Below are 24,431 nucleotides of genomic sequence, written 5' to 3'. Positions count from 1 at the left end.
GGACCTCGGGCCGGGCGTCGATCGTCAGTTTCCCGATCAAACTCATCGGAATAGTAGTCATTAGCGCTCCCTGCTGCCGGTAGTGATGCTTACTGGTCCACTGGCGCTGGACCGCATGCCGGAATGGTAGCCTCGGCGCGTCCGCCGGACTGCACCTGTGGCACCTTGGCCCCCTGTCGAGCGTCGCGTCAGGACGGCCGGATCTGCCGGAAGCCGTCCACCCTGGAGACCGATGAACGCGCCGTCCCCCACGCTCCCTCCGGCGTCGCTCGACGACGACGCCCTCGCCCGCGCACTCGCCCAGGGAGCGGCAGAGGTGCTGCTCGCGCTCCGCGCCGAGGTCGACGCCGCCGGCGGCTCCTTCGTCGCCAAGGAGCTGAAGGACGCGGGCGACGCCGCGGCTCAGGCCTGGCTCGCGGCCGCGCTGACCAACGCCCGGCCCGCCGACGCCGTCCTCTCGGAGGAGGCCAAGGACGACGCCGTCCGCACCGGCGCCGACCGGGTGTGGATCATCGACCCGCTCGACGGCACCCGCGAGTTCGCCGAGCGGCACGCCGACGGGCCCCTGGCCGGGCAGTGGCGGGACGACTTCGCCGTCCACGTCGCGCTCTGGGAGCGGGGCCCGGGCCTCACCTCCGGCGCCGTCGCCCTGCCCGCCCGCGAGCAGGTCCTGACCACCGCGGACGGCGTCGTGCGCGCCGACGACTCCGACGCGGTGCTGGCCGGGAACCGGCCGCTGCGGATCGCCGCGAGCCGGAGCCGCCCGCCCGCCTTCGTGGCGGCGCTGGCCGAGCGTGCCGACGTCGAGCTGGTGCCCATGGGCTCCGCCGGGGTCAAGGTGCTGGCGGTCGCCGACGCTACAGTTGACGCTTATGTCCACGGCGGTGGGCAGTACGAGTGGGACTCCGCGGCGCCCGTAGCCGTGGCCGGGTCTCGCGGTCTCGTCTGCACCCGCCTCGACGGATCCGAGCTCCGGTACAACCGGGAGAACCCCTGGCTCCCCGACCTGTTCGTATGCCCCCCGGCCCTGGCTCCGCGCCTGCGTGAGCTGCTCGACTCCGTAGGTGTCGAGTCCGTGGTCGGGGCAGATAGCAAAGAAGGTGCTTGAGGAGTGAAGAGTCACGTCCTGAGCCAGCTGCGCAGCCTGGAGGCCGAGAGCATCCACATCATGCGCGAGGTGGTCGCCGAGATGCAGCGGCCCTGTCTGCTGTTCTCCGGCGGCAAGGACTCCATCGTCATGCTGCACCTCGCGGTCAAGGCGTTCGCCCCGGCGCGCGTCCCGTTCCCGATCATGCACGTCGACACGGGCCTGAACTTCCAGACCGTGCTCGACTGCCGGGACCGCTGGGTGGAGCGCACGGGCGTGCAGCTCGTCGTCGCCTCCGTCCAGGAGGGGATCGACCGCGGCCTCGTGCAGGAGGAGCCCAACGGCTCGCGCAACCGGATCCAGACGCCGGTGCTGCTGGAGGCGGCCGAGAAGCACGGCTTCGACGCCCTGTTCGGCGGCGGCCGCCGCGACGAGGAGAAGGCCCGCGCCAAGGAGCGCGTGTTCTCCTTCCGCGACGACTTCGGCCAGTGGGACCCGAAGAACCAGCGTCCCGAGATCTGGAACCTCTACAACGGCCGCGTGCACCAGGGCGAGTCGATCCGGGTGTTCCCGCTGTCCAACTGGACCGAGCTGGACATCTGGTCCTACATCGAGGCCGAGGACATCGACCTGCCCGACCTCTACCTCGCCAAGGAGCGCGAGGTCGTGGAGCGCAGCGGCATGCTCTACGAGGTCAACGACTTCACGCCGCTCAAGGACGGCGAGAGCGCCCAGGTCCTGTCCACGCGCTACCGCACCGTCGGCGACGCGAACCTCACCGCCTGCGTCGCGTCCGCCGCGACCACGCTGCGCGACGTCGTCGAGGAGGTGGCCGCCGTCCGGCTCACGGAGCGCGGCGCCACCCGCGGCGACGACAAGGTGAGCGAGGCCGCCATGGAAGATCGCAAGAAGGAAGGCTACTTCTGATGACGACGACTCTTCCCGACGCGGGCGAGTCCGCCGGCGCGCCCCACGAGGTCGCCAGCGGCGACCTCCTGCGGTTCGCCACGGCCGGCTCGGTCGACGACGGCAAGTCCACCCTGATCGGCCGCCTGCTGTTCGACAGCAAGTCGATCTTCGCCGACCAGCTCGAGTCGGTGGAGCAGGTCAGCCGGGACCGCGGCAACGACTACGCGGACCTGTCGCTCCTGACGGACGGGCTGCGCGCCGAGCGCGAGCAGGGCATCACCATCGACGTGGCGTACCGCTACTTCGCGACGCCCAAGCGCAAGTTCATCATCGCGGACACCCCCGGCCACATCCAGTACACGCGGAACATGGTCACGGGCGCCTCGACGGCGGACGTGGCGCTCATCCTCGTGGACGCGCGCAAGGGCGTGGTGGAGCAGTCGCGCCGCCACACGTTCCTGGCCACTCTGCTGGGCGTGCCGCACGTGGTGGTCTGCGTGAACAAGATGGACCTCGTGGACTACGACGAGCAGGTCTTCGAGCGGATCCGCGCGGAGTTCACCGAGTTCGCCTCGCGCCTGCGCGTGCCCGACCTGACGTTCATCCCGGTGTCCGCCCTGGCGGGCGACAACGTGGTGACGCGGTCCGAGAACATGCCGTGGTTCGACGGCTCGCCGCTGCTCAGCCACCTCGAGCGGCTGCACGTGGCCTCCGACCGCAACCTGGTCGACGTCCGGTTCCCGGTGCAGTACGTGATCCGGCCCCAGCAGAACGACACGCGCGACTACCGCGGGTACGCGGGCACGGTCGCGTCCGGCGTCATGAAGCCGGGCGACCGGGTGCTGGCCCTGCCCGCTGGGCTGGAGACCACCATCGCGTCCATCGACACGGCCGACGGCCCCGTCGAGGAGGCGTACCCGCCCATGTCGGTGACGGTGCGCCTCGCCGACGAGATCGACATCTCGCGCGGCGACATGATCTGCCGCCCGAACAACGCACCGACGGTGACGCAGGACGTCGACGCGCAGATCTGCTGGATGGACGAGTCGGCCGCCCTGGTGCAGGGCAAGAAGTACGCGATCAAGCACACCACCCGGTGGGCGCGCGCGATGGTCAAGAACATCAACTACCGCGTCGACGTGAACACCCTGCACCGCGACGAGGAGGCCACGGAGATCAAGCTGAACGAGATCGCGCGCATCCGCCTGCGCGTGACCCAGCCGCTGTTCGTGGACTCCTACCAGGCCAACCGCCAGACGGGTGCGTTCATCCTCGTCGACGAGGCGACCAACAAGACCGTCGCCGCGGGCATGATCGGCGGGGCCGCGCACCAGTACTGAGTCACCTCCGGGTCACCGCCCGGGCGGGGTCCGACCAGCGCTGGGTGCGTCCACCCGGTCCTGATACGCTCCGCAGCGCCAGAGGGCCGCCGACCTCGGTCGGCGGCCCTCCGACGCTGCCGAAGTGGTCCCTGGCCAGGGCGCTCGTCCCCCGCCGGACCACACGCTCCGTGCACCGACCCGGAGGATCAGTGACCGTTGTCTCCGACCCGCTGCCGCCCTCGGGCGTGACGGCGGGCCCGGCCGGTGCGCCCGACGACCGACCGCTGCCGTTCGCCGTCGTCCGCCCCCGCGCGAGCGCGCACATCCCCGAGCTGCACGGCCTGCGCGGCCTGGCCCTGGCGCTCGTGGTGGCGTTCCACCTGTTCGGCAACGGCCGGGTCTCCGGCGGCGTCGACGTGTTCCTGGTGCTCTCGGGGTTCCTGGCGACCGGCTCGCTGCTGCGCCGCGCCGACACCCGCAGCCTGCGCCTCGGCGAGCACTACGGGCGCACGTTCGCCCGGCTGGTGCCCCCGGCCCTGCTCGTCCTCGCCGCGACGGCGGCCCTCACCTGGTGGGTGCTGCCGCGCGGCACCTGGGTGCAGACCGGCCGCGAGCTCCTCGCCTCCGCGCTGTACTACGTGAACTGGGAGATGATCGCGGGCCAGCTCTCCTACGGCGCAGCCGGCCCGCAGACGAGCCCGCTGCAGCACTTCTGGTCGATGTCCGTCCAGGGGCAGTTCTTCCTGGCCTGGCCCGTCGTGGTGCTGCTCGTGGTGGCGGTCGCGCGCCGGTTCTGGATCAGCTCGCGCGACCTCCTGCTCGTGGTGGTCGGCGCGCTGACGGTGGCCTCCTTCGTCTTCGCGCTGACCCTGCACGGCGCCGACCAGCCGGTCGCGTACTTCCACTCCTGGGCGCGGTTCTGGGAGCTGGGCGTGGGCGGCTTCCTCGCCCTGCTGCTGCCCTGGCTGCGGGTTCCGCACGGCCTGCGGCCGCTGCTCGGCTGGGCGGGGCTCGGCCTGGTCGTCTCCAGCGGTTTCGTGCTCGACGGCGGCGCGCTGTTCCCGGGGCCCTGGGCCCTGTGGCCGGTCACGGGCGCGCTGCTCGTGCTGCTGGGCTCCGGCGGCGGCGCGGCCTGGGGGCCGCGCCGGCTGCTGCAGGTCGCGCCCCTGCGCTTCGTCGCCGACATCTCCTACGCGCTGTACCTGTGGCACTGGCCGCTGCTCATCGCCTACCTGCACCACGCGGACCTGGACCGGGTGGACCCGCTCGGCGCCGCGGCGATCATGGCGGTCTCGGTGGCCCTGTCCTGGCTCACCACCAAGCTGGTGGCCGACCCCGCGCAGCGGTTCCGGGAGGCGGTGGGCGGCGCGCGGGCGCTCGTGGCGACCGCGGTGGCCGTGTCGCTGGTGGCGGGCGGCGCCGCCGTCGGCATCCGGCTGCTGGAGCGGCAGGACGCCGCGCTGCTCGCCGCCGCCGAGGCGGCCGCGCAGGCGGACGCGCGGTCCTACCCCGGGGCGCTCGCCCTGAGCCAGGCGCACGGCACGGACGTGCCGGACGACGTCGACGTGCTGCCGGCGCCCGCCGTCGCCGCGCTGGACCTGCCCGCCGTCGACGACGACGGCTGCATCCAGGAGAACGTGGTGAACCCGGGTACCGACGTGCCGATGACGTGCACGGTCACCGGCTCGCCGGACGCGGACCACCTGGTGGTCATGGTGGGGGACTCCCACATGATCCAGTGGGCGCCGGCCATGGCGGAGGTGGGCAGCAGGGAGAACTGGGAGGTGCTGCTGCTGGCCCGGCGCGGCTGCCGCCTCGCGGCCCCCGTGGGCGCGGTGGACCCGGCGGACATGTGCTGGTCGTGGCGGATCAACGCGCTGGAGCGGCTCGAGGAGCTGCGGCCCGACGCCGTCGTCGTGATCGGCAGCCGTACGTCGACCTCCGAGCCGGGCGACAAGGTGATCCCGGCGGAGGCGCGGGCCTGGCGGCAGCTCGCGGACGCGGGCATCCGGGTGGTCACGCTGCGCGACAACCCGCGGTTCGGCTTCCAGGTGCCCGCCTGCGTGGAGCAGCACGCCGACGGCCTCGCCTGCGCGCGGGCCCGCGCGGACGTGTACTCGCCGGTCAACCCCGTCGAGGAGGCCGAGGGCGTGCCCGACTCTGCGGTGCACCTGGACCTGACCCGGTACATCTGCGGCGACCAGCTCTGCCAGGGCGTGGTCGGCAACGTGCTGATCTACCGCGACGACAACCACATGACCGCCACCTACGCGGGGACCCTCGCCCGCCCGCTGCACAACGCGCTGCGGGTCAAGGCCCCCTGGCTGTTCGTGGACCCGATGAAGCCCCCGGCGGTGCGCACCCGCTTCTGACCCAGGAACGTGGGGGGACCCCCGGGCCCGGGGGGGGAAGGGGGGGTTGGCAAATCAAGGAGGGGGGTTAGGGGTTGACGGGGTTTAAGGGGTCGGCGATGCCGTCACCGTAGAAGCTGTTCTCCGCCGGCGTGCCCACGCAGGCCGGGCCGGCCGTCGTGGTGGTGCACTCGTGGTCGTCGGCCTGGGCCCGGACGGCCGCCTCCAGCCGGGCGGGCGACCAGCGCGGGTGCGCCGACTTCAGGAGTGCCAGCACGCCCGCGACGTGCGGCGACGCCATCGACGTGCCGCTCTTGAGGCCCCACGTGCCGTCGAGCTCGGTGGACAGGATCGAGCTGCCCGGCGCGGAGACGTCGATCTTGCCGAGGCCGCGGTTCGAGAACGAGCTCAGGTTGCCCGCCTGCGTCAGCGACGAGACGGACACGACGCCGTCCAGCTCGGTCGGGATGTCCTCGCACCCGGAGTTGATGGTCCGCTGGACCGCCGCCGAGTCGTTCGGGCTCGAGCTGTCCGTGGTGTTGTTCGCCAGGTCGGTGGCCGCGTTGCCCGCTGCGGCGGCGTGCACCACGCCCTGCTTCGTCGAGAACTCCACCGCGCGGCGTACGGCCTCCTTGGCGGCGGCCTGGTCGGGCTGGTCCTCGCACCAGTACATGAACGGGTCCACGTAGTACGAGTTGTTCGTGACGTCCATGCGCTCCAGGCCCGCCCAGACGAAGCCGCAGACCGCGTACTCGGGGTAGATGTAGCCGTCGTCGTTCACGACCTTGACCGAGGCCAGCTTGACCCCCGGGGCCACGCCCACGATGCCGGTGCCGTTCTGCGCCGCGGCGATGGTGCCGGCCACGTGCGTGCCGTGGTCGGACGTGGTGGGCAGCCAGCCGGTCGCCGACAGGTCGGGCTTGCCGGCGTCGGTGCAGTTCACGGACTGGTCGGCGTCGACCTGGGAGGCCAGGTCCGGGTGCGCCGCGTCGATGCCGGAGTCGAGCACCCCCACCGTGACGCGCGCCGACCCGGGGTTGATCTCGATGGCCTGGTCGGCCTTGATCATCTCCATGTCCCACTGCGTCACCTCGCCCGGGTCGGGGTCGGCCGCGGCGGAGCGGGACGGTCCGTCGACCGTGCCGCCCACGGAGTCCTTCTGCCCCTTGCCCACCACGGACCGGCTCTCCTTCGCGCCGGCCGGGGCGTCCGCGCCCGGCGTGCCCTCCGTGGGGGAGACGGTGCGCGTCGCGCCGACCGACTCGATGACGCCGAGGCGGTCGAGCGCCACGACGTCCTCGCGGAACGAGCCGTTCGCGGAGTGCACCACGACGACGCCGATCTGCGGCCAGCTCTGCACGACGACGCCGTCGGCGCGCCTGATCGCCTTCGTGGCGAGCGCCGCCTGGGCGGCCCCGGGCCGCTCCGTGTTCACGACGTACGAGAACAGGGCCCCGTCCGGCGTGACGATCGGGACCGGGGTCGACTCTGGCTCGTCCGCCGCGCCGGCGACGCCGCCGAGCGCGGTGAGCGCGAGCGTCGTCGCCGTGGCGACGGCGAGCGCTCGACGGGAGTGGGACATGCGCATGCTTCACTCTCCAGTGGCTGAAAGTTCGAGTCCCCCTGCGGGACCCCGTAGGGCAACCTACGCGTCCTGACCAGGATCGCCATCGCATCCGCACATCTGAAACGGACGCGAAACACGAAATTCTTCACCCCACTGTTTTTGTGGGACAGTGGGCCCCGTCCTTGCCCCCGAAGCGAAGAGCCTGACACTCCATGACGGCAACGACGACGGCTCCGGCCGCCACCGAGGACGGCGCCTCGACGAACTCCGAGGCCCCCGTCCGCACCCGCAAGTTCCGTCCCGAGGTCCAGGCACTGCGAGCCCTCGCGGTGCTGCTCGTGGTGATCTACCACATCGATCCGACGGTCCTGCCGGGCGGTTACATCGGTGTCGACGTCTTCTTCGTGATCTCCGGGTTCCTCATCACGGGCCACCTGTGGCGCGAGGTCTCGACCACGGGCTCGGTGAGCCTCAAGAAGTTCTGGGCCGCCCGCGCCCGGCGCATCCTGCCCGCCTCGGTGGTCACCACCGTCGGCGTCATCGTGCTCTCGCTCGTGCTGCTGCCGCCCTCCCTCGTGGAGTCGTGGTGGCGGCAGGCGCTCGCCTCCGTGCTCTACGTCGAGAACTGGGCCCTCGCGGCCGAGGCCGTGGACTACCAGGCGGCCAGCAACGACCCCACGGCGTTCCAGCACTTCTGGTCCCTGGGCGTCGAGGAGCAGTTCTACCTGGTCTGGCCGCTGCTCGTGCTGCTGGCCGTCGGCATCTGGGGCGGCGCGCGCCGCGGCGTCGTGGTCAAGGACCCCGAGTCGCTGCGCCGCGTGCTGCTGGTGATCTTCGGCGTGGTGGGGGCCGCCTCCCTGGTCTGGGGCATCCGGCAGTCGCTCGCCGACGACCCGGTGGCCTACTACTCGACGCTGACCCGCGTCTGGGAGCTCGCCGCGGGCGGCATCCTGGCCCTGCTGATCCGGGACACGCAGCGCTTCGCGCCGCTGCGCAGCACCATGGCCGTGTTCGGCGCCGCGACCATCCTCGCGGCGGCCTGCCTGTTCGACGACGGCACGCCGTTCCCCGGCTTCGCCGCCCTCGCGCCCGTGCTGGGCGCGTGCGCCGTGATCCTGGCGGGCCGCACCACGGGCCCGGGCTCGCTGCGCACCGTCACCGAGTCGTGGGGCGTGCAGCGCATCGGCGACGTCTCGTACTCGCTGTACCTGTGGCACTTCCCGGTGATCGTGTTCTTCGGCGTCTACACCGGCCGCGACCCCCGGTTCACCGACATCATGGTGATCCTCCTGGCCTCGTTCTCCATGGCGATCGCCAGCTACGCCCTCGTGGAGCAGCCGGTGCGCGCCTCGCGCTGGTTCCGGGCCGACGGGCGCATGCTCGTGACCGCCCTCGTCGCGATGGTGCTCGTGGCCGGGCTCACCCTGACCCTGCCGTGGCGGGTGCAGGGCATCATCGAGCGCTGGGACCACAACGCCCAGGAGGCCGGGGACGAGGCGGACCAGACCATCCCCGAGGGGATCCAGCGCGATTTCGCGCCGTTCGTCGACGGCAGCACCGCGATCTCGCCCAACCCGATCAAGGCGGCGCAGGACAAGAGCCCCGAGGTCGACGCCTGCCAGGCGGGCCAGCGGGACGCCGTCACGACGCCGTGCGAGTTCGGCGCGACCGAGGACCCGGCGGCGACCGTGGCCGTGGTGGGCGACTCGCACGCCGCGATGTTCACCGAGCCGCTCGTCCAGGTCGCCACGGAGCGCAACTGGCGCGTGGTCACGTACCTGCACTCCGCCTGCCCGTACAGCGCCGACTCGCGCAACGGCGCGAGCCCGGAGATCGACGCCTGCAACGCGGCCAACGTGCAGACCCGCGCCGAGCTGCGCGAGCTCGCGCCCGACCTGGTGGTCACGGCCTTCCAGGAGTCGTACTCGCTCGCCGCGCGCGACGGGGAGGAGCACTTCGGCGCCGCGGGCCTCGCCGAGGTCTGGAACGAGCTGACCGACCGCGGCTCGCAGGTCGTGGTGCTGCGGGACACCCCGCACGCCCGGGAGGACGTGATCGAGTGCGTCACCGAGAACTACTCGGACCCGACGCAGTGCGACCAGCCGAGGAGCGACGCCCTGGGCGGACGCGACACGGTGCCGGGCGCGCTCGAGGAGGCGCCGGGGGTCAAGTCCGTGGACGTCCTCGACTACTTCTGCGACGACGAGACCTGCCCGGCCGTGATCGGGAACGTGCTGGTCTACCGCGACCCGAACCACGTGACGCGCACCTACATGACCGAGCTCACCGACCGGCTGCGCGAGGCGCTGCCCGCGCGGCTCTGACGGGCGTTCGTCCTGCGCGTTCCGTGGGACGGACGTAGCCTGCCGGACATGTGGCGATCTTTCGCTCAGCAGGCCGATGCCGGGACAGACCGGGCCGCCTGGGGCGCGCGGACGAGACCACGGCACGCGGGCCGGACCGGCCCGCGCCGGCCGTCCCGCTGGGTCGGCACGGCGCTGGCGGTCGCGCTGCTGGTGCCCACCACGGGCGTCGCGGCGAGCGCCGCACCGCGCGAGGCCCCGGGCACCACGGCGGGCGCCGTCGCGGCAGGCGCCGTCGACGCCGCCGCCCGGCCGAGCGCCCTGACCGGCGCCGTCACCGAGCGGCGGCTGCGCAAGGGCGAGACGTTCTGGATGTTCGGCCGGCTCACGGTGGGCGGCTCGCCGGCGGCGGGCCGCGCCGTCGTCGTGCAGAAGAAGCGGACGGACGAGTCCGGCTGGCGCACGGTGGGCACCGACACCACGAACCGGTCCGGGCGGTACAGCGTGCGGGTCCGGGCGGGCGCCGTCTACGAGTACCGGGCGATCTACCGGGGCTCCGCGAGCGCGCGGTCGTCGTGGACGGCGCGGATCGGCGTCGGGTTCACCACCGCGGACCGGACCATGACGTCCCGCGAGCGGCAGATGGGCGCGGCGATCGGCAGGCCGACGTCGGGCCACCGGCAGGTGACGCGCACCGTGGTGTCCCGCTCTTACGAGAAGGGGATCCTCGTGAAGGTGACCCGCTCGGGCCGCGACCGCACGTGGTGGGTGCACGGCGGCATCCTCGGCGAGTACCGGCACCTGGGCGGCGCCAAGGGACGGATGGGCGCCCCGGTGATGGACCCGCTGTGCGGCCTGGCGCGCGGGGGCTGCGTGCAGCGCTTCGAGGGCGGCGTGCTGTACTCCAACGGCGACGGCGCCACGGCGTCCACCGGGCTGACCGGCGTGCTGGGCGAGGCGGTGGCGACGGCCCGCTCCCAGGTGGGCTACTTCGTGCGGTACGACGGCGGGAACGGCTCGCGCTACGACTGGTACAGCAAGTACAACGCGTGGGCGCGCACCAACGCGCCGTGGTGCGGCCTGTTCCAGTCCTGGTTCTTCAAGGCGTCCGGCCACGCGACGCTCGTGCCGCAGTCCACCACGTGGGGCGCCTACCGGGACTCCGTGCGGCGCAACCTGCCGACGGGCTCGACGCCGCGCGTCGGCGCCCTGGCCTTCGTGTCCTACATCGCGTCCGGCGAGGCGTCGCACGTGATGTACGTGGTGCAGGTGGACGGCTCGCGGATCAAGGTGATCCACGGCAACACCGGGGGCGCCGGCACGGTGCCGTCCGGGGCGCGGGGCGTCGTCGAGCAGTGGGTGTCCGAGTCGCAGGTGCTCTACTACGCCTACCCGCGGTACTGAACCCTCACGAGCCGGCGGGCTGAGCGGGCCGGGCGAACCTGCGTCGCCGCGCCCCGACCCGTTCCAGCACGCCCGCCACGACGCAGCTCGCCACGAGGATCGCCACGGTGACGGCGCCCCCGAGCGCCATCGACCGCAGCCAGCCCACCTCAGGGGTGTGCAGCGCGTCCGTGACGAACGGGTGCAGCAGGTAGACGTACAGCGAGTGGTGGCCCACGGTGCGCAGCGACTCGCCGACGATCGGCAGGGGCGTGCGCAGGGCGTCCCGGAGCGCCGGCACGCACAGCGAAGCGCCCAGCGAGAGCACGGTGAACGCGGCGACGCTCCACCACGGCCCGGCGCCGTCCGAGGTGTAGACCCAGCTCCGCGCGACGAGGCCCACGGCCACCACCGGCAGCACCCACACCAGGCCGAGGCGCGGGAACCACCCGTTGCGCACCGCCACCCCGAGCAGGATCCAGACGAAGTACCCCGCGTACCGGGCGTCCACGTTGTCCAGGACGACCTGCGGGACCAGCTCCTTCAGCGGCGTCTGGAACAGCAGCGCGCCGGCGACGGCGGCCACGCCGAGCGCCGCCCGGGCCACGACGGAGCGGGCCAGCGGCCCGCCGAGCAGGCGCAGCAGCAGGACGCTCAGGAACAGCATGGGCACGTACCAGAGGTGGAACGACGGGCGCAGCACCAGCACCTCGACGAACGACCGCACCGAGCCGAAGGCGTCGGGCTCCTGCACCGCCAGCCACAGCACGCTGACCACGAGCCAGGCCGCGATCATGCGCTTCCAGTAGTGGCGCAGCAGCTCGCCCCACGGCCGGGTGCCGAACCGTGCCATCGAGATCATGTACCCGGACAGGAACAGGAACATCGGCATGTGGAAGCCGTAGATCATCCACTTGGTCCACGAGTCGCCGACGCCCTGCCAGAAGGTGTGCCCGAAGATCACGAGCACCATGAGGATGCCCTTGAGCTGGTCCGGTCCCGGGTCGTGCCGCGTGCTGCTCATCGCCGCAGAGGTTACCCCGGTCCGGCGCTCGGCCCGTCCTCGCCGGGGCCCTCAGCGACAGGCCCGTCCGCGAACAGCCAGGGTGCGCCCGCCCGGAGCTGCCGCCCCAGGACGGGGGTGAGGGTGCGCACGTACGTGTTGGTCAGGTGGTCGTCGTCGCGGTAGACGAGCACGTTGCCCACCACGGCGGCGCACACCTCGGGCCCGCAGATCGAGTCGGTGAGGTCCAGGTGCACCGCGGCCGCGGGCACGCCCGGCGCCGTCGGCACGGGGGAGACCGCGGCGAGCTGCTCGGTGCGGGGCCGCCCGCAGGCCTCCGGGAAGCCGGCGGCGTCGACGCACTCGGGCACGAACCACTCGAAGCGCGGGTTGTCGCGGACGGTCACGACGCGGATCCCGGCGTCGTCCAGCGCCCGCCACGCGCCCACCTGGCCGGGCAGCACCTGCTCGGGCGAACCGTCCTCGTACGTGCGCGAACCGATCACCACGACGGCGTCCGGGCGGGCCGCCACCAGGGCGGCCAGCGCCTGCTCGTTCCACGCGGCGCACGACGGGGACACCGGGCCGGCGGACTCCGGGCCCTCGGACGCACCCTCGGACTCCAGGCCTGTGGACCCCTCGCCCGTGGACTCCGTACCGGCCGCACTCTCGCCACCGCCCGGCGTCGCGAGGCGGCAGCCGTGCTTGAGCATCTCGCGCAGCTCCCAGCCGTGCGCCCGGGCCAGCGCGGCGAACGCCTCCTCGTACTGCTGCTCGTGCGACGCTCCCGCGAGGTAGACGACGGCCGCTGGGTCGTCCTGCGCCACGATCGTGCACTCCAGCAGCTCGGAGCGGTCGCCGCCCTGCGCGCAGTCGGGCCGGTCGGGATGGTCGTCGTAGGCCACCCACGTGGCGGGCCGGAAGGGGACGGCGTCCAGGTCGCGGCGGGGGCCCGGGTCCGGCGAGCCCGGGGCGAGGGCCGCGGCGCCCGGATGGTCCGGCGAGAGCGCGAGCAGCCCGTCGACGCTGTGGCGCACCGTCAGGTCGTGCGCGGTGGCCGCGGCCTGGGCGCCGCCCAGCATCAGCACGGCGGCGCCCGCCAGCACGGCGAGCGTCCGCCGGCCCGACGGCGTCCCGGCGGCCCGGGCGGTCACGTCGCCCACCAGGTCGGCGGGGCCGGGCTGGTGGGGTGAGCCGGCCCGGTCGGCAGGGGAGGCGGGGTTGGCGTGGCCGGCCCGGTCGGCGGAGGCTGCGGGGCCGTGCGGCACGACGGCGCTCGCGGGCGGGCGCGCGGCCAGGCGGGCTGAGACGTGGGCGAGCAGCGGCTCGGCCACGTACCGCGTGGTGAGCCAGGCGAGCGTGGCCGAGATGACGAGCACCCCGGCGGCGGTCAGGGGGTTCGCGCGGTGCGCCCCCGTCGTCAGGAGCCAGAACACCAGGACGGGCCAGTGCCACAGGTACAGCGCGTACGAGACGCGCGCGCCGAGGCGCAGCGGGGCGCTGTCCAGGAGCCGCTCGACGCCGTGGGACGGCGGACCGGTGGGGTGCGCCCCCGCCGTCGGCCCCGGGACGGTCGCGATCAGCACCAGCGCCGCGCCGCCGACGGGCACGAGGGCCCAGGCGCCGGGGAACACGTCGGCGCCGTCGACCACGAAGCCCGACCCCACGACCAGGGCGAGGCCCGCCCACCCGAGCCGGCCCCGCGCGAGCCAGCTCCGTACGAGCCAGCTCCGTACGAGCCGGCTCCGTGCGCGGCCGGCCGGTGCTGCGGTCCCGGCGACGGCGCGGCTGGCGGCTGCGCGGCTGGCGGCGGCGCGGCTGGCGGCGCGGCCGGCGTGCGGGAGGAGCAGCGCGAGCAGCGCGCCCACGCCGACCTCCCAGAACCGCGTGAAGGTGCTGAAGTAGGCGACCTGCTGGTCCGCGTGGACGAGCCACAGCGCGTGGGCGAACGACGCGGCGGTGGCCGCGGCCGTCACCACGCTGACCAGGCGCCGGGGCGTCAAAGGCCCGCGCCCGGCCAGCGCACGGCGTCGGGCGACGGCGACCAGGCCCAGCACCACCAGCGGCCAGACGGCGAAGAACTGGCCCTGCACCGAGAGCGACCAGAAGTGCTGGAGCGGACTGGCGTCGGGTCCGGCCGCGCCGTACGCGAGCGCGGAGTGCACCAGCTCCCAGTTCTCCCAGAACGTCGCGGACGCGCCGACCTCGCGCAGCCCCGCCGACCAGCGCAGCCGGGGCGCGAGCGCGAGCAGGGCGACCGTGACGGCGGCCAGCACCACGAGGGCCGCGGGCAGCAGGCGCGCGAGCGTCCGGGCGTAGTGCGCCGCGAGCCGCAGGGTCCCGCCCTCGGCGCGGCGCAGCAGCGTGCCGGTCGCGAAGTACCCGGACAGCGCCAGGAACACGTCGACGCCGCCCGAGACCCGGCCCTGGCCGAAGAGGTGGAACGCGACCACGAGGAGCAGTGCGAGCCCGCGCAGCCCGTCGACGGCACCGACCCGCGGGGTGGCACCGGCCTGCTGGACGACACTGGCCTGCTGGGCGGCACTGACCCGCGCGGTGGCGCCGGCGGGGTGAGGTAGAGGCACGGCGGCACGCTAGGGCCCGCGCCTTACGCCTGGATGGCCCGCAGGTCACGTCCTGATCTCGGCCGCCCGTACTGGCCCGGATTCAGCAGGCGGTCCGCGACCGTCTGCGGGGTGCACGCGGTCGCGGACCGCCTGCTGAATCTTCCTCAGCTCGTCGTGGCTCAGCCGCCCGGCCCGGCTCAGCCAACCCCGGCTCAGCCCATCCCCGGTCAGCCAACTGCCGTCCGGCGGGCCGCCTGTTCCGTCGGGTCCGGGACCGGGGCCGCCGCGAGGAGGCGCCTCGTGTAGTCCTGCTCCGGGCGGCCGAGCACCTGGGCGCGCGCGCCCGTCTCGACCAGCCGGCCGCGGTGCATGACGGCGACCCGGTCGGCGAGCTCGTCGACCACCGCGAGGTCGTGGCTGATGAACAGGCAGGCGAAGCCGAGGGACTGCTGCACCTGGCGGAACAGGTCGAGCACGGTGGCCTGCACGGACACGTCCAGGGCCGACGTCGGCTCGTCGGCGATGAGCAGGTCCGGGCCCAGCGAGATGGCGCGGGCGATCGAGACGCGCTGGAGCTGGCCGCCCGACAGCTCGTGCGGGTACCGGGACACCCACGCCGCGGGCAGCTCCACGCTCTCCAGCAGCTCGGCGGTGCGCCGTTCGAGCTCGGGCCCGCGCAGCCCGGCGTGGACGCGCAGCGGCTCGGCGACCGACTCGCCGATCGAGTAGCGCGGGTTCAGCGACGCTGCGGGGTTCTGGAACACCACCCCGATCCGGGCCCGGGCGGCGCGCACCGTCCGCGGGGTGTCCTGGCCGGGGCGGGTCCCCACCACCTCGACCGAGCCCGACGTGACAGGCGCGAGCCCGAGCGCGCAGCGGCCCATCGACGACTTCCCGGAGCCGGACTCGCCCACCAGCGCGACGATCTCGCCGGGCTGCACGCTGAGGGTCACGCCGTCCACGGCGCGCACGGCGCGGCCCCGCCGGTCGCGGTACTCCACCACCAGGTCGTCGAACGCGAGGGCGGGCCGGCCGCCGACGTCCGCCCCGCTCGGGCGGTCCGGCGTGCCCACGCGGGGCACGGCCGCGAGCAGCTCCCGCGTGTACGCGGCGCGCGGCGCCTCGAAGAGCTGCCGCACCGACGCGGTCTCGACCACCTCGCCCCCGCGCATCACGACCACGCGGTCGGCGAGGTCGGCGACCACGCCCATGTCGTGCGTGATCAGCACGATCGCCGTGGACACCCGCTCGCGCAGCCGGCGCAGTACGTCCAGCACCTCGCGCTGCACGGTGACGTCGAGGGCCGTCGTCGGCTCGTCCGCGAGCAGCACCTCGGGGTCGCAGGCCAGCGCCATCGCGATCATCACGCGCTGGGCCTGACCCCCGGAGAACTGGTGCGGGTAGAACTTGAGGCGCTCGGCCGGGTCGGGCAGCTCGACCAGGCGCAGCAGCTCCACGGACCGCTCCCGGCGCTGGGCGCGCGTAAGGCCGGGCGCGTGCCGCCGCAGCATCTCGTCGAGCTGGTAGCCCACGGTGAACACGGGGTCCAGCGCGCCCGAGGAGTCCTGGAAGACCATCGCGACGCGGCGCCCCCGCACGTCCTGCAGCGCCCGCCGCTCCAGCCCGATCAGCTCCACGGCGTCCCGGTCCGTCCCGCCGAGGCGGGCGCTGCCGCCCACGGTCGCGTGCTTGCCGAGCAGCCCGAGCAGGGCGAGCGACGTGACGCTCTTGCCGGACCCGGACTCGCCGACGACGGCGAGCACCTCGCCCGGCAGCACGTCGAACGACACGCTCCGCACGGCGTGCACGTCGGGCGCGTGCCCGTCGTCGACCCGGAACGTGACGGTCAGGTCGCGCACCTCCAGCACGGGGGCACGGTCGGCGCCAGGGCCGGGCGTGGTGCCGGGCTCGGTCTCGGGCGCGGGTGTCTCGGGCGAGGGGCCGGAAGCGGTGGCGACGTCGGTCACGGTTCTCCTGTTCCGTCCGCCGCCTGGGCGTCGCGGTACGCCTCCCAGTCGGCGAGCATCTTGCGGTGGTACCCGGCAAGCCATTCCATGTAGTTGCGCGCGTTGACGAGCCGCTTGTGCGGGCCGTCGGCGTCGCCCGCGAGCGCGAGCCCGTCGTCGATCACGTTCCGCAGGTGGCCCAGGTAGGCCCGTTCGCTCGCGAGGAAGCTGCCCCAGATGTCGTCCTCGACGCGGAAGTAGTGCTGGCGGTCGCCGAGCACCGCGTGCCGCTTGACGAACCCGGTCTCGACCAGGCGCCGGGTGCTCGTGGAGACGGCGCCGGCGCTGGCCTTGAGCAGCCGCGCGATCTGCTGCGAGGACAGGTACGGCCGGTCCACGATCATGAGCAGGCCGACGATCCGGCCCTCCATGCGCGGGCTGTGCGACGCCCCCCACGTCAGGGCGAACTGCTCGACGAAGTGCTCGGCCGCGGCGTCGAGCACGGGGTCGTCCGCGCCGTCGGCGGGCTGGTCGGCGGGCTGGTCAGCGGGGGTGTGGCTGCTCATGCGCCCACCCTAGGAGCCGGGCTCACGAGCGACCCCTCGGGTCGAGCACGTCGCGCAGCACGTCACCCAGGGTGATCATGGCGAGCACGGTGATCGTGAGCACCACGGCGGGCGCCACCAGCATGTGCGGTGACGTCTGGAAGAACGACTGCGCGCTGGAGAGCTGGAGCCCCCACGAGATCGACGGCGCGTTGAGGCCCAGCCCGAGGAACGTCAGGGTGGACTCCGCCACGATCACGCTGCCCACCATGATCGTCGCGACGGCCAGCACCGGGCCGAGCGCGTTGGGCAGCACGTAGCGGGCGATGATCCGCCGGTCGGGCAGACCCATGGCGCGGGCCGCCTCCACGTAGGGCGCGTCGCGCACCGTGCGCACCGACCCGCGCACGAGCCGCGCCATCGTGGGCCACGAGAACAGCGCCAGCACCAGGGCCACGGAGACGGCGGACCGCGAGCCCACCGACGTCAGCACCACCACCGCGCCGAGCAGGAACGGGAACCCGAGGAACACGTCGGTCAGCCGGGCGACGACCCGGTCGAGCCAGCCGCCGTAGTAGCCGGCGAGCGTGCCGACCACCAGGGCGACGGCCAGCGCGACGGCGGTGCACAGCAGCCCCACGGTCAGCGACGCGCGCGTGCCGAACACGACGTTGGCCCACACGTCGCAGCCCTGCACGTCGGTGCCCAGCACGTGCCCGCCGCCGGGCGGCAGGGCGCTGGAGGCCAGGTCGCAGGCCCGGGGGTCGGGGTGGCCGAACCAGCCGGCGAACGCCGACGGGACCAGCGCGACCAGGCCGAGCACGGTCAGCACGGCCGCGGACACCCAGAACAGCGGACGACGGCGCAGGGTGCGCCAGACCCCGCGCCGGGCGACGGCCGGCGCGGTGGCGGGCGCCGCACCGGCGGGTCCCGCGGCGGGTCCCACGGCGGCAGGGGCGGCGGGCAGGGGTTCACTCATGGCGGATCCTCGGGTCGAGGACGGAGGCGAGCAGGTCGACCAGCAGGTTGGTCAGCAGGAACACGAGGATGAGCGCGGTGGACACGCCCACGATCGTGGGTCCCTCGTGGGCGCGGATCGCCTGGAACAGGAGCTGCCCGACGCCGGGCAGGTTGAACACGCCCTCGACCACGACGGTCCCGCCGAGCAGGTACCCGAGGTCGATCGCGAGGTAGGTGAGCACCGGGATCGCGGAGCTGCGCATGACGTGCACCCCGACCACCTGGCGTTCCCGCAGGCCCTTGGCCCGCAGGGTCCGCACGAAGTCGGTGCGCAGCGTGTCCACCACGGAGCCGCGCATCAGCCGGGCCACCGAGGCGAGCCCGAACACGGCGATGACCGCGGCGGGCAGGAGGTACGCCGTCGGCCATCCCGCGCCCGTGCCGGCCACGGGGAACCAGGCGAGCTCCACGCCCAGCCAGAGCTGCGCGGAGACGGCGAGCACGAACACCGGGATCGACGTCGCCACGACGGTGCCGGCCAGGACCAGGCGGTCGCTGACGGCGCCGGCGCGCAGCCCGGCGACCAGGCCGAGCAGCACCCCGAGCAGCACCTCGATGCCCCAGGCGGTCAGCGCCAGGGTGATCGTCACGGGCCAGCGCAGGGCCATGCGGTCGGCCACGGACTGGCCCTGGAACGTGGTGCCGAGGTCGCCCTGGAGCAGCCCGCCGAGGTAGCGCAGGTACTGCTGGAGCACGGGCTCGTCCAGGTGGTAGCGCTCGCGCAGCCCGGCCACCACGTTCGGGGCCAGGGGCCGGTCGCCGCCGAGGGCCGCGATCGGGTCCCCGGGCAGCGCGAAGACCATGAGGTAGATGATCAGCGTGACGCCGAGGAAGACCACGAGCAGGTCGACCAGGCGCCGGGTGACGCGCCGGGTCATCTGCGCGCCGCCAGCACGTGCGACACGGCCAGGGTGGCGCCGTACTGCACACCCACGAGCCGCTCGACCGGCAGCACCTCCAGGCCGGTCACGGACCGGGCGTCGGCCAGCCAGCCGTCGTACAGGTCCCGGGCCCGCGCGTGCACGCGGTGCAGCCGGGCCGTGGCCAGCCCGGCCGTGGCCTCGGCCTCCAGCGCGCGCACCAGCATGCCGCCGAACCGCAGCCGGAACATCCGCACGACCTCCTCGTTGCTGAACACCTCGGCGCCCGTCGCGGGCCGGGACGGCAGCCGCCCGGCCCGCACGAGCTCGCTCGTGCCCGCGTCCGTCATCATCGGCACGAAGGACTCGCTGGCCCGCAGGAACGGGCTGCGCAGCGTCAGGTCGCCCCGGGCCTCGTCCAGCAGGCCGGTCAGGGTGCTCCCGAGCTCGATCAGCGCCTCGGCCTTGGTCCGGACGACGTCCGCATAGTCGGCGTCGCTCTCGGCCGTGTCGTCCGCGGCCGGGTGCGACCAGTACGGCAGCTCGGCGATCAGGCTGACCGTCCCGTGCCGCCGGGCGTAGGCCGCCGACCCCTCGCCGCCCACCAGGGAGGGCGCGTCGAGCCCGAGGGACTCCAGGTAGTCGTACTCGTCGCGGGTCGAGCCGGCCCGGTAGATCGCGGGGGCCAGCCGCTGCAGGGCGGGCGACTCGGGCTCGCCCGTGTCGAGCGGCAGGCCGAGCGCCGCGGGCACCGCGTGCAGCGGCGCGACGGCGTCCGGCAGGTCCTCGCTCAGGTAGTAGTACACGCCGCCGAGCTCGGCGTTGTGCAGGCTGACCATCAGCTCGGGCCGCAGCTCGTCGATCAGGCGCATGAGCGCCTGGGTCTCCGGGATCACGTCGTCGAAGTACGCGCCCTTGTAGGCGAACGGGAACGTCCACTCCACCTGCTCCGACGGCGCCGGGCGGTAGAAGCCCCGGGCGTAGGCGGCGCGGTCGGCGGGGTCGCCGAACCAGGACTCGTTGAGCCGGGTGCCGTCCGGGTCGATGCACGGCACCAGGTGCCAGGTGGCGCCGGTCGAGGCGCGCAGCCCGGGGTCGGCCACCAGCTCGGCGGCCAGGTGCTGCAGCGTGCGGAACCCGATGGGCTCGTTGGGGTGCACTCCCGCGAAGAGCAGGTGCGGCCGCGGCCCGTCGCCCACCGAGAACATCTCGATGGGCTCCCCGAGCCGCGACGTCCCCACGCGCCGGCGCCGCACGAGCCCCGGGTGGTCGTCGGCCAGGGCCGAGAACCAGTCGAGGAGCGCGTCGACGGTGGGGAAGTCGCTGATCGGGGGGACGGCGCGGGCCCGGTCGAGCACGTCGTCGAGCAGGCCCGCGTCGAGCCCCCCGGTGGTCAGGCCGCTCATGCGCCCTCGGCGAGCACGACGGCGGAGAAGGTCGGGTTGCCGACCGCGGACGTCGGCAGCTCCGCGACGCGCTCCGACGTGACGTACGAGTACGTCTCGAAGAACAGCGGCGGCGCCGGGAAGTCCTCCAGGAGGCGCTCCTGCACCGCGGCGTAGGCCGCGCCGGCCGCGTCGGGGTCGGCCTCGGCGTCGGCCGCCGCGATCAGGTCGGCGACGTCGTCCTCGTAGTAGGGGATGCAGTTGGGGCAGCCGCCGTTCTCCACGAAGAACGAGCGCAGCGTGTTCTGCTGGCTGGGGTACAGGGCGCCCCAGCGGGAGAAGAACGGCCCGTCGATGTCGCCGTTGGCGCGGTTCTCGGAGAACTCGGCCCAGTCGGCGCTCGGCGTGGCGACCGCCTCGACGCCCAGGTTCTGCCGGAGCTGGTTGGCGATCGCCTTGTACAGCTCGTCGAGCCCGATGCCGCCCGGGAAGTAGATGTCGATGGTGCCGTCGAACCCGCCGGCCTCGTCCAGCAGGGCCTTGGCCGCGGTCGGGTCGTACGTGCAGAAGTCGCCGCAGATGCCCTCGGGCGTGCCCGCCTCGACGGCCGGGGTGAACGCGGTGGCCGGCGTGTACAGGCCGCCGTAGACGACGTCGGAGATGGTCTCGCGGTCGATCGCCATCGAGATGGCCTGGCGCACCCGCACGTCCTCGTACCGCTCGTCCCACAGCGGGAGCCCGAGGAACGAGATGCCGGGCGCCTCGAACGTGTAGAGGCGCTCCCCGAAGTCGGCCGAGGCCTGCGGCAGCCGGGCCGCCGGCACGCTCGCGACGTCGATGTTGCCGGCCTGCACGTCGGTGTAGGCAGTGGTGGCGTCGGCGTACGGCACGAACGAGATGGCGTCGACCGTGGGGGCGGTGCCCTGGTAGTCGGCGTACGCCTCGGTCTCGATCGGCTCGTTCTCCACGTAGTCGCCGACCACCTGGAACGGGCCGTTGCCCACGGGGTGGGCGTTGTACGCGTCCATGTCCTCCAGGGCGGAGGCGGGCATCGGGTACATCGCGGTCTGCGCCTGGCTGACCTGCATCGGGAACTGCCCGTCGGGGCCGTCCAGGGTCACGGTGAACGTCAGGTCGTCCGTGACCGCCAGGCCCGACATCTCGGTGGTCTTCGGCTCGCCCTCGGCAGGGTTCAGGTCGTCGTACCCGGCGATGCCGGCGAGCTGGCCGGAGTTCTCGAACGCGTCGGGCCCGTAGGCGACGGCGTTCCAGGAGTCGACGTACGACTGGGCGGTCACGGGCGTGCCGTCGTGGAACGTCCAGCCGTCCCGCAGCGTCACCGTCCAGGTGGTGGCGTCGTCCGACTCGATCGACTCGGCGGCCACGTAGGTGAGCTCGCCCTCGGCGTCGACCCAGGTCAGCGGCGACCACACGGCCATGTTCAGGTCGTAGGCGACGGTCTGGCGGCCGGGGACTGTCTGGATCGGGTCGGTGACGGCCACGCTGATGGAGCCGCCGCCGGCGGCACCGGCGTCGTCGTCGGCGCCGGCCGAACCGCAGGCGGACAGGGCGAGGGTCAGCGCGAGGGCGGTCGCCGCCGTACCGGCACGGTAGGGGAGCGGCCGGAGTCTCGGGTTCATGGTTCCTCCACGGGTAGCGCGCTCTCGCGCACCGGGGTCCTGCTCGGGTGGCGAACAGTTGAGCGCACCCCGCCGATCGAGGTCAATGAAGTTTCAGAAGGAAATGAAAGTTTTACGCGGCGGTCACACGGGACGGGTCCCGCACGGGCCCCTGCTGATGGTTCGATGACCCAGTGATCCACACGAGCGACTACGAGATCCAGGACGAGGCACGCGTGCGCGACCTGGTCCGCACCCACGGCTGGGCCACCCTGGTCTCGGTGGCCGACGACGGCGCGCCCGTCGCCTCCCACCTGCCGGTCCTGCTGGAGGACACGCCCCCGGGCGAACCGATGAGCCTGCTCAGCCACGTCGGCCGGCCCGACGAGGTGCTGCACGCGCTGGACAGCGGCCGCGAGTCGCTGCTGATCGTGCAGGGCCCCCACGGCTACGTCTCGCCCGGCTGGTACGAGATGACGCCGGCCGTCCCGACGTGGGACTACCTCGCCGTCCACCTCTGGTGCACGGTCGAGCTGCTCGGGCCGGAGGAGTCGTACGCGGTCCTGTCCGACACCGTCGACCGGTACGAGTCGGTCATGCCCGAGCCCGTCCGGCTGCCGAGTGTCGAGGAGTACGCCCACCGCATCGCCCGCGGAGCTGCCGGCTTCCGGCTGCGCGTCAACCGCTGGCAGGGCAAGGCCAAGCTCAGCCAGGACAAGCCGCGCGCCGTCGTGGAGCGCGTCGTGACGGCGCTCGGGTCCGACCCGCACTACGCGCAGCCGGCGCTCGCGGCCGAGGTGCGTGCCGAGCTCGACCGCCGCCCGGCGGACGCGCCATGACCCCGGCTGAGCCTCTGCTGCTGACGAACGCCCGCCTGGTCGGACGGTCTGTGCCGAACGTAGGGAACGTCGGCGCAACGGGGGGTGTTGCGCCGAGCAGCCCTACGTTCGACGGAACCGTCGGCGGGTCCGTCGGCGGGTCAGGTGGGCTCGTGGACGTGCTCGTGCGGGACGGGGTCGTGGTCGCCGTCGGGGCGGCCGGGCGGGTCGGCGACGGCGGCGTCGAGCGGGTCGATCTCGGCGGCCGCACCCTCATGCCCGGGCTCTGGGACGCGCACGTGCACCTCACGCAGTGGGCGCTCGTGCGGCGCCGGCTCGACCTGTCGGGCGCACGCTCGGCCGCCGAGGCCGTCGCGCTCGTGCGCGACCGGCTCGCCGAGGGGCCGCCCGAGCCCGGCACGGCACTGGTCGGCTACGGGTTCCGGGACGGGCTGTGGCCCGACGTCCCCACGGCCGACCTGCTCGACGCCGTCGCGGGCGAGGTGCCCGTGGTGCTCGTGTCCGGCGACCTGCACTGCGCGTGGCTCAGCACGGCAGGCCTGCGGTTCGTCGGCGTCGGCGCACACCCCACGGGCGTGCTGCGGGAGGCCGAGTGGCTGCCGCTGGCCGCCGCCGTCGACCGCGCGCCGGACCACCTGGCCGACGCCTGGGTGGCCGACGCCGCCGCGGCCGCCGCGGCGCGCGGTGTGGTCGGCGTCGTCGACCTGGAGATCACGGACAACCTCACCGCCTGGCGCCGCCGGTTCGCCGGCGGGTTCGGCGCCCTGCGCGTCCGGTCCGGCGTCTGGACCCCGTGGCTGGACGATGTCCTGGCCGAGGGGCTGCGCAGCGGCGACGTGCTGCCCGGCACGGGCGGCCTGCTGGAGCAGGGGCCGTTCAAGGTGGTCACCGACGGTTCGCTCAACACGCGCACCGCCTACTGCCACGATGCGTACCCGGGCCTGACCGGGCCCGAGGCGCACGGGATCCTGTCGGTGCCGCCCGCCGAGCTGGTCCCGCTCATGGCGCGCGCGCACGCCGGCGGGCTGCGGTGCGCGATCCACGCGATCGGCGACCACGCCAACACGCTCGCGCTGGACGCGTTCGCCGCGACGGCTGCGCGCGGCTCGGTCGAGCACGCGCAGCTCCTCGACCCCGCCGACCTCGCGCGCTTCGCCGAGCTCGGCGTCGTCGCGTCCGTCCAGCCCGAGCACGCCATGGACGACCGCGACATCGCCGACCGGCACTGGTCGGGGCGCACCGGCCGGGCCTTCGCGTTCGGCGCGCTGGACGACGCCGGGGCGGTGCTCGCCCTGGGCTCGGACGCGCCGGTCGCGCCGCTCGACCCCTGGTTCGCGATCGCGGCGGCGGTCAGCCGGTCGCGCGACGGCCGCGCGCCCTGGCACCCGGAGCAGCGGATCGGCCTGCGCACGGCGCTGGAGGCCTCGACGGACGGCCGCGGCCTGGTCCCGACGGCGGGGTCGCCGGCCGACCTGGTGGTCCTGGACGCGGACCCGCTGGCGCTCGGGGCCGGCTCTGGCGCGGACGCCGCGGACGCCGCCGACCTGGACGCGGCGGCGACGTCGCTCCGCGACATGCCGGTGGCAGCCACCCTCCTGTCGGGCGCCTGGACCCACCGCACGTTCTAACCCGCGCGCGATCAGGTGAGCGCGGATGTAGTTGCGGAAAGCCCCCCTCGTTCCGCCACTACGTCTGCGCTCACTCGATCGGCGGGTACGCCCCGGG

Annotated in this window: 17 protein-coding genes; 8 read left to right on the top strand and 9 right to left on the bottom strand. The window is 73.8% G+C overall.

Annotation, left to right across the window (positions count from 1 at the left end; translation table 11 throughout):
- Positions 1-232: 232 nt before the first annotated feature.
- From ACFV9Q_RS12255 to ACFV9Q_RS12240, 4 genes are all read left to right on the top strand, one after another.
- On the top strand, positions 233-1,108 hold the full coding sequence (locus tag ACFV9Q_RS12255) for a 3'(2'),5'-bisphosphate nucleotidase CysQ (RefSeq protein WP_377234646.1): 876 nt from the start codon (positions 233-235) through the stop codon (positions 1,106-1,108).
- Between the two features lie 3 nt (positions 1,109-1,111).
- Complete coding sequence (cysD, locus tag ACFV9Q_RS12250) at positions 1,112-2,014, top strand: sulfate adenylyltransferase subunit CysD (RefSeq protein ID WP_377232191.1); 903 nt, start codon at positions 1,112-1,114, stop codon at positions 2,012-2,014.
- A complete protein-coding gene (gene cysN / locus ACFV9Q_RS12245; RefSeq protein WP_377232190.1) occupies positions 2,014-3,336 on the top strand; it encodes a sulfate adenylyltransferase subunit CysN in 1,323 nt (440 codons plus the stop codon). Before cysD ends, cysN begins: the two co-directional genes overlap by 1 nt.
- Before the next feature lie 191 nt (positions 3,337-3,527).
- Positions 3,528-5,690 (top strand): acyltransferase family protein, encoded by a 2,163-nt coding sequence (locus ACFV9Q_RS12240; protein ID WP_377234645.1) that lies wholly within the window; start codon positions 3,528-3,530, stop codon positions 5,688-5,690.
- A 67-nt stretch (positions 5,691-5,757) separates the two neighbouring features.
- Here ACFV9Q_RS12240 and ACFV9Q_RS12235 read toward each other — a convergent pair whose 3' ends face one another.
- The gene (locus tag ACFV9Q_RS12235; protein WP_377234644.1) at positions 5,758-7,251 is read right to left on the bottom strand and encodes a S8 family serine peptidase; all 1,494 of its coding nucleotides are present in this window, start codon (positions 7,249-7,251) and stop codon (positions 5,758-5,760) included.
- A 197-nt stretch (positions 7,252-7,448) separates the two neighbouring features.
- Here ACFV9Q_RS12235 and ACFV9Q_RS12230 point away from each other — a divergent pair, with 197 nt between their 5' ends.
- Together ACFV9Q_RS12230 and ACFV9Q_RS12225 are read left to right on the top strand one after the other, a co-directional pair.
- The gene (locus ACFV9Q_RS12230; protein ID WP_377234643.1) at positions 7,449-9,560 is read left to right on the top strand and encodes an acyltransferase family protein; all 2,112 of its coding nucleotides are present in this window, start codon (positions 7,449-7,451) and stop codon (positions 9,558-9,560) included.
- A 48-nt stretch (positions 9,561-9,608) separates the two neighbouring features.
- Entirely contained in the window at positions 9,609-10,943 is a 1,335-nt protein-coding gene (locus tag ACFV9Q_RS12225; RefSeq protein ID WP_377234642.1) for a CHAP domain-containing protein, read from the top strand.
- A gap of 4 nt (positions 10,944-10,947) precedes the next feature.
- On the opposite strand, the gene ACFV9Q_RS12220 is transcribed toward ACFV9Q_RS12225, so the two are convergent.
- From ACFV9Q_RS12220 to ACFV9Q_RS12185, 8 genes are all read right to left on the bottom strand, one after another.
- Positions 10,948-11,946 (bottom strand): acyltransferase family protein, encoded by a 999-nt coding sequence (locus ACFV9Q_RS12220; protein WP_377234641.1) that lies wholly within the window; start codon positions 11,944-11,946, stop codon positions 10,948-10,950.
- Between the two features lie 11 nt (positions 11,947-11,957).
- Positions 11,958-14,510: an acyltransferase family protein gene (locus tag ACFV9Q_RS12215; RefSeq protein ID WP_377234640.1), complete on the bottom strand. Its 2,553-nt coding sequence runs from the start codon at positions 14,508-14,510 to the stop codon at positions 11,958-11,960.
- A gap of 209 nt (positions 14,511-14,719) precedes the next feature.
- Positions 14,720-16,459 (bottom strand): dipeptide ABC transporter ATP-binding protein, encoded by a 1,740-nt coding sequence (locus ACFV9Q_RS12210; RefSeq protein WP_377234639.1) that lies wholly within the window; start codon positions 16,457-16,459, stop codon positions 14,720-14,722.
- A complete protein-coding gene (locus ACFV9Q_RS12205; RefSeq protein ID WP_377228952.1) occupies positions 16,456-17,004 on the bottom strand; it encodes a GbsR/MarR family transcriptional regulator in 549 nt (182 codons plus the stop codon). The genes ACFV9Q_RS12210 and ACFV9Q_RS12205 overlap by 4 nt, the downstream gene beginning before the upstream one ends.
- Before the next feature lie 22 nt (positions 17,005-17,026).
- The gene (locus ACFV9Q_RS12200; protein ID WP_377234638.1) at positions 17,027-17,962 is read right to left on the bottom strand and encodes an ABC transporter permease; all 936 of its coding nucleotides are present in this window, start codon (positions 17,960-17,962) and stop codon (positions 17,027-17,029) included.
- Positions 17,955-18,881 carry an ABC transporter permease gene (locus tag ACFV9Q_RS12195; RefSeq protein ID WP_377234637.1) on the bottom strand — a complete coding sequence of 309 codons (927 nt, stop codon included), beginning with the start codon at positions 18,879-18,881 and terminating at the stop codon, positions 17,955-17,957. The genes ACFV9Q_RS12200 and ACFV9Q_RS12195 overlap by 8 nt, the downstream gene beginning before the upstream one ends.
- The gene (locus tag ACFV9Q_RS12190; protein ID WP_377234636.1) at positions 18,878-20,269 is read right to left on the bottom strand and encodes a M14 family zinc carboxypeptidase; all 1,392 of its coding nucleotides are present in this window, start codon (positions 20,267-20,269) and stop codon (positions 18,878-18,880) included. Before ACFV9Q_RS12190 ends, ACFV9Q_RS12195 begins: the two co-directional genes overlap by 4 nt.
- Positions 20,266-21,888, bottom strand: a complete 1,623-nt coding sequence (locus tag ACFV9Q_RS12185; protein ID WP_377234635.1) for an ABC transporter substrate-binding protein — start codon at positions 21,886-21,888, stop codon at positions 20,266-20,268. Before ACFV9Q_RS12185 ends, ACFV9Q_RS12190 begins: the two co-directional genes overlap by 4 nt.
- Positions 21,889-22,061: 173 nt before the next feature.
- On the opposite strand from ACFV9Q_RS12185, the gene ACFV9Q_RS12180 reads away from it, so the two are divergent.
- A complete protein-coding gene (locus ACFV9Q_RS12180) occupies positions 22,062-22,706 on the top strand; it encodes an FMN-binding negative transcriptional regulator (RefSeq protein ID WP_377234634.1) in 645 nt (214 codons plus the stop codon).
- Entirely contained in the window at positions 22,703-24,334 is a 1,632-nt protein-coding gene (locus tag ACFV9Q_RS12175) for an amidohydrolase (RefSeq protein WP_377234633.1), read from the top strand. Before ACFV9Q_RS12180 ends, ACFV9Q_RS12175 begins: the two co-directional genes overlap by 4 nt.
- Positions 24,335-24,431 lie beyond the last annotated feature (97 nt).

It is taken from the genome of Promicromonospora sp. NPDC059942, assembly GCF_042731755.1.
Classification (GTDB): domain Bacteria; phylum Actinomycetota; class Actinomycetes; order Actinomycetales; family Cellulomonadaceae; genus Promicromonospora.
The sequence above is the reverse complement of the archived record's forward strand: the minus strand, read 5'-3'. Positions and strand labels throughout refer to the sequence as shown.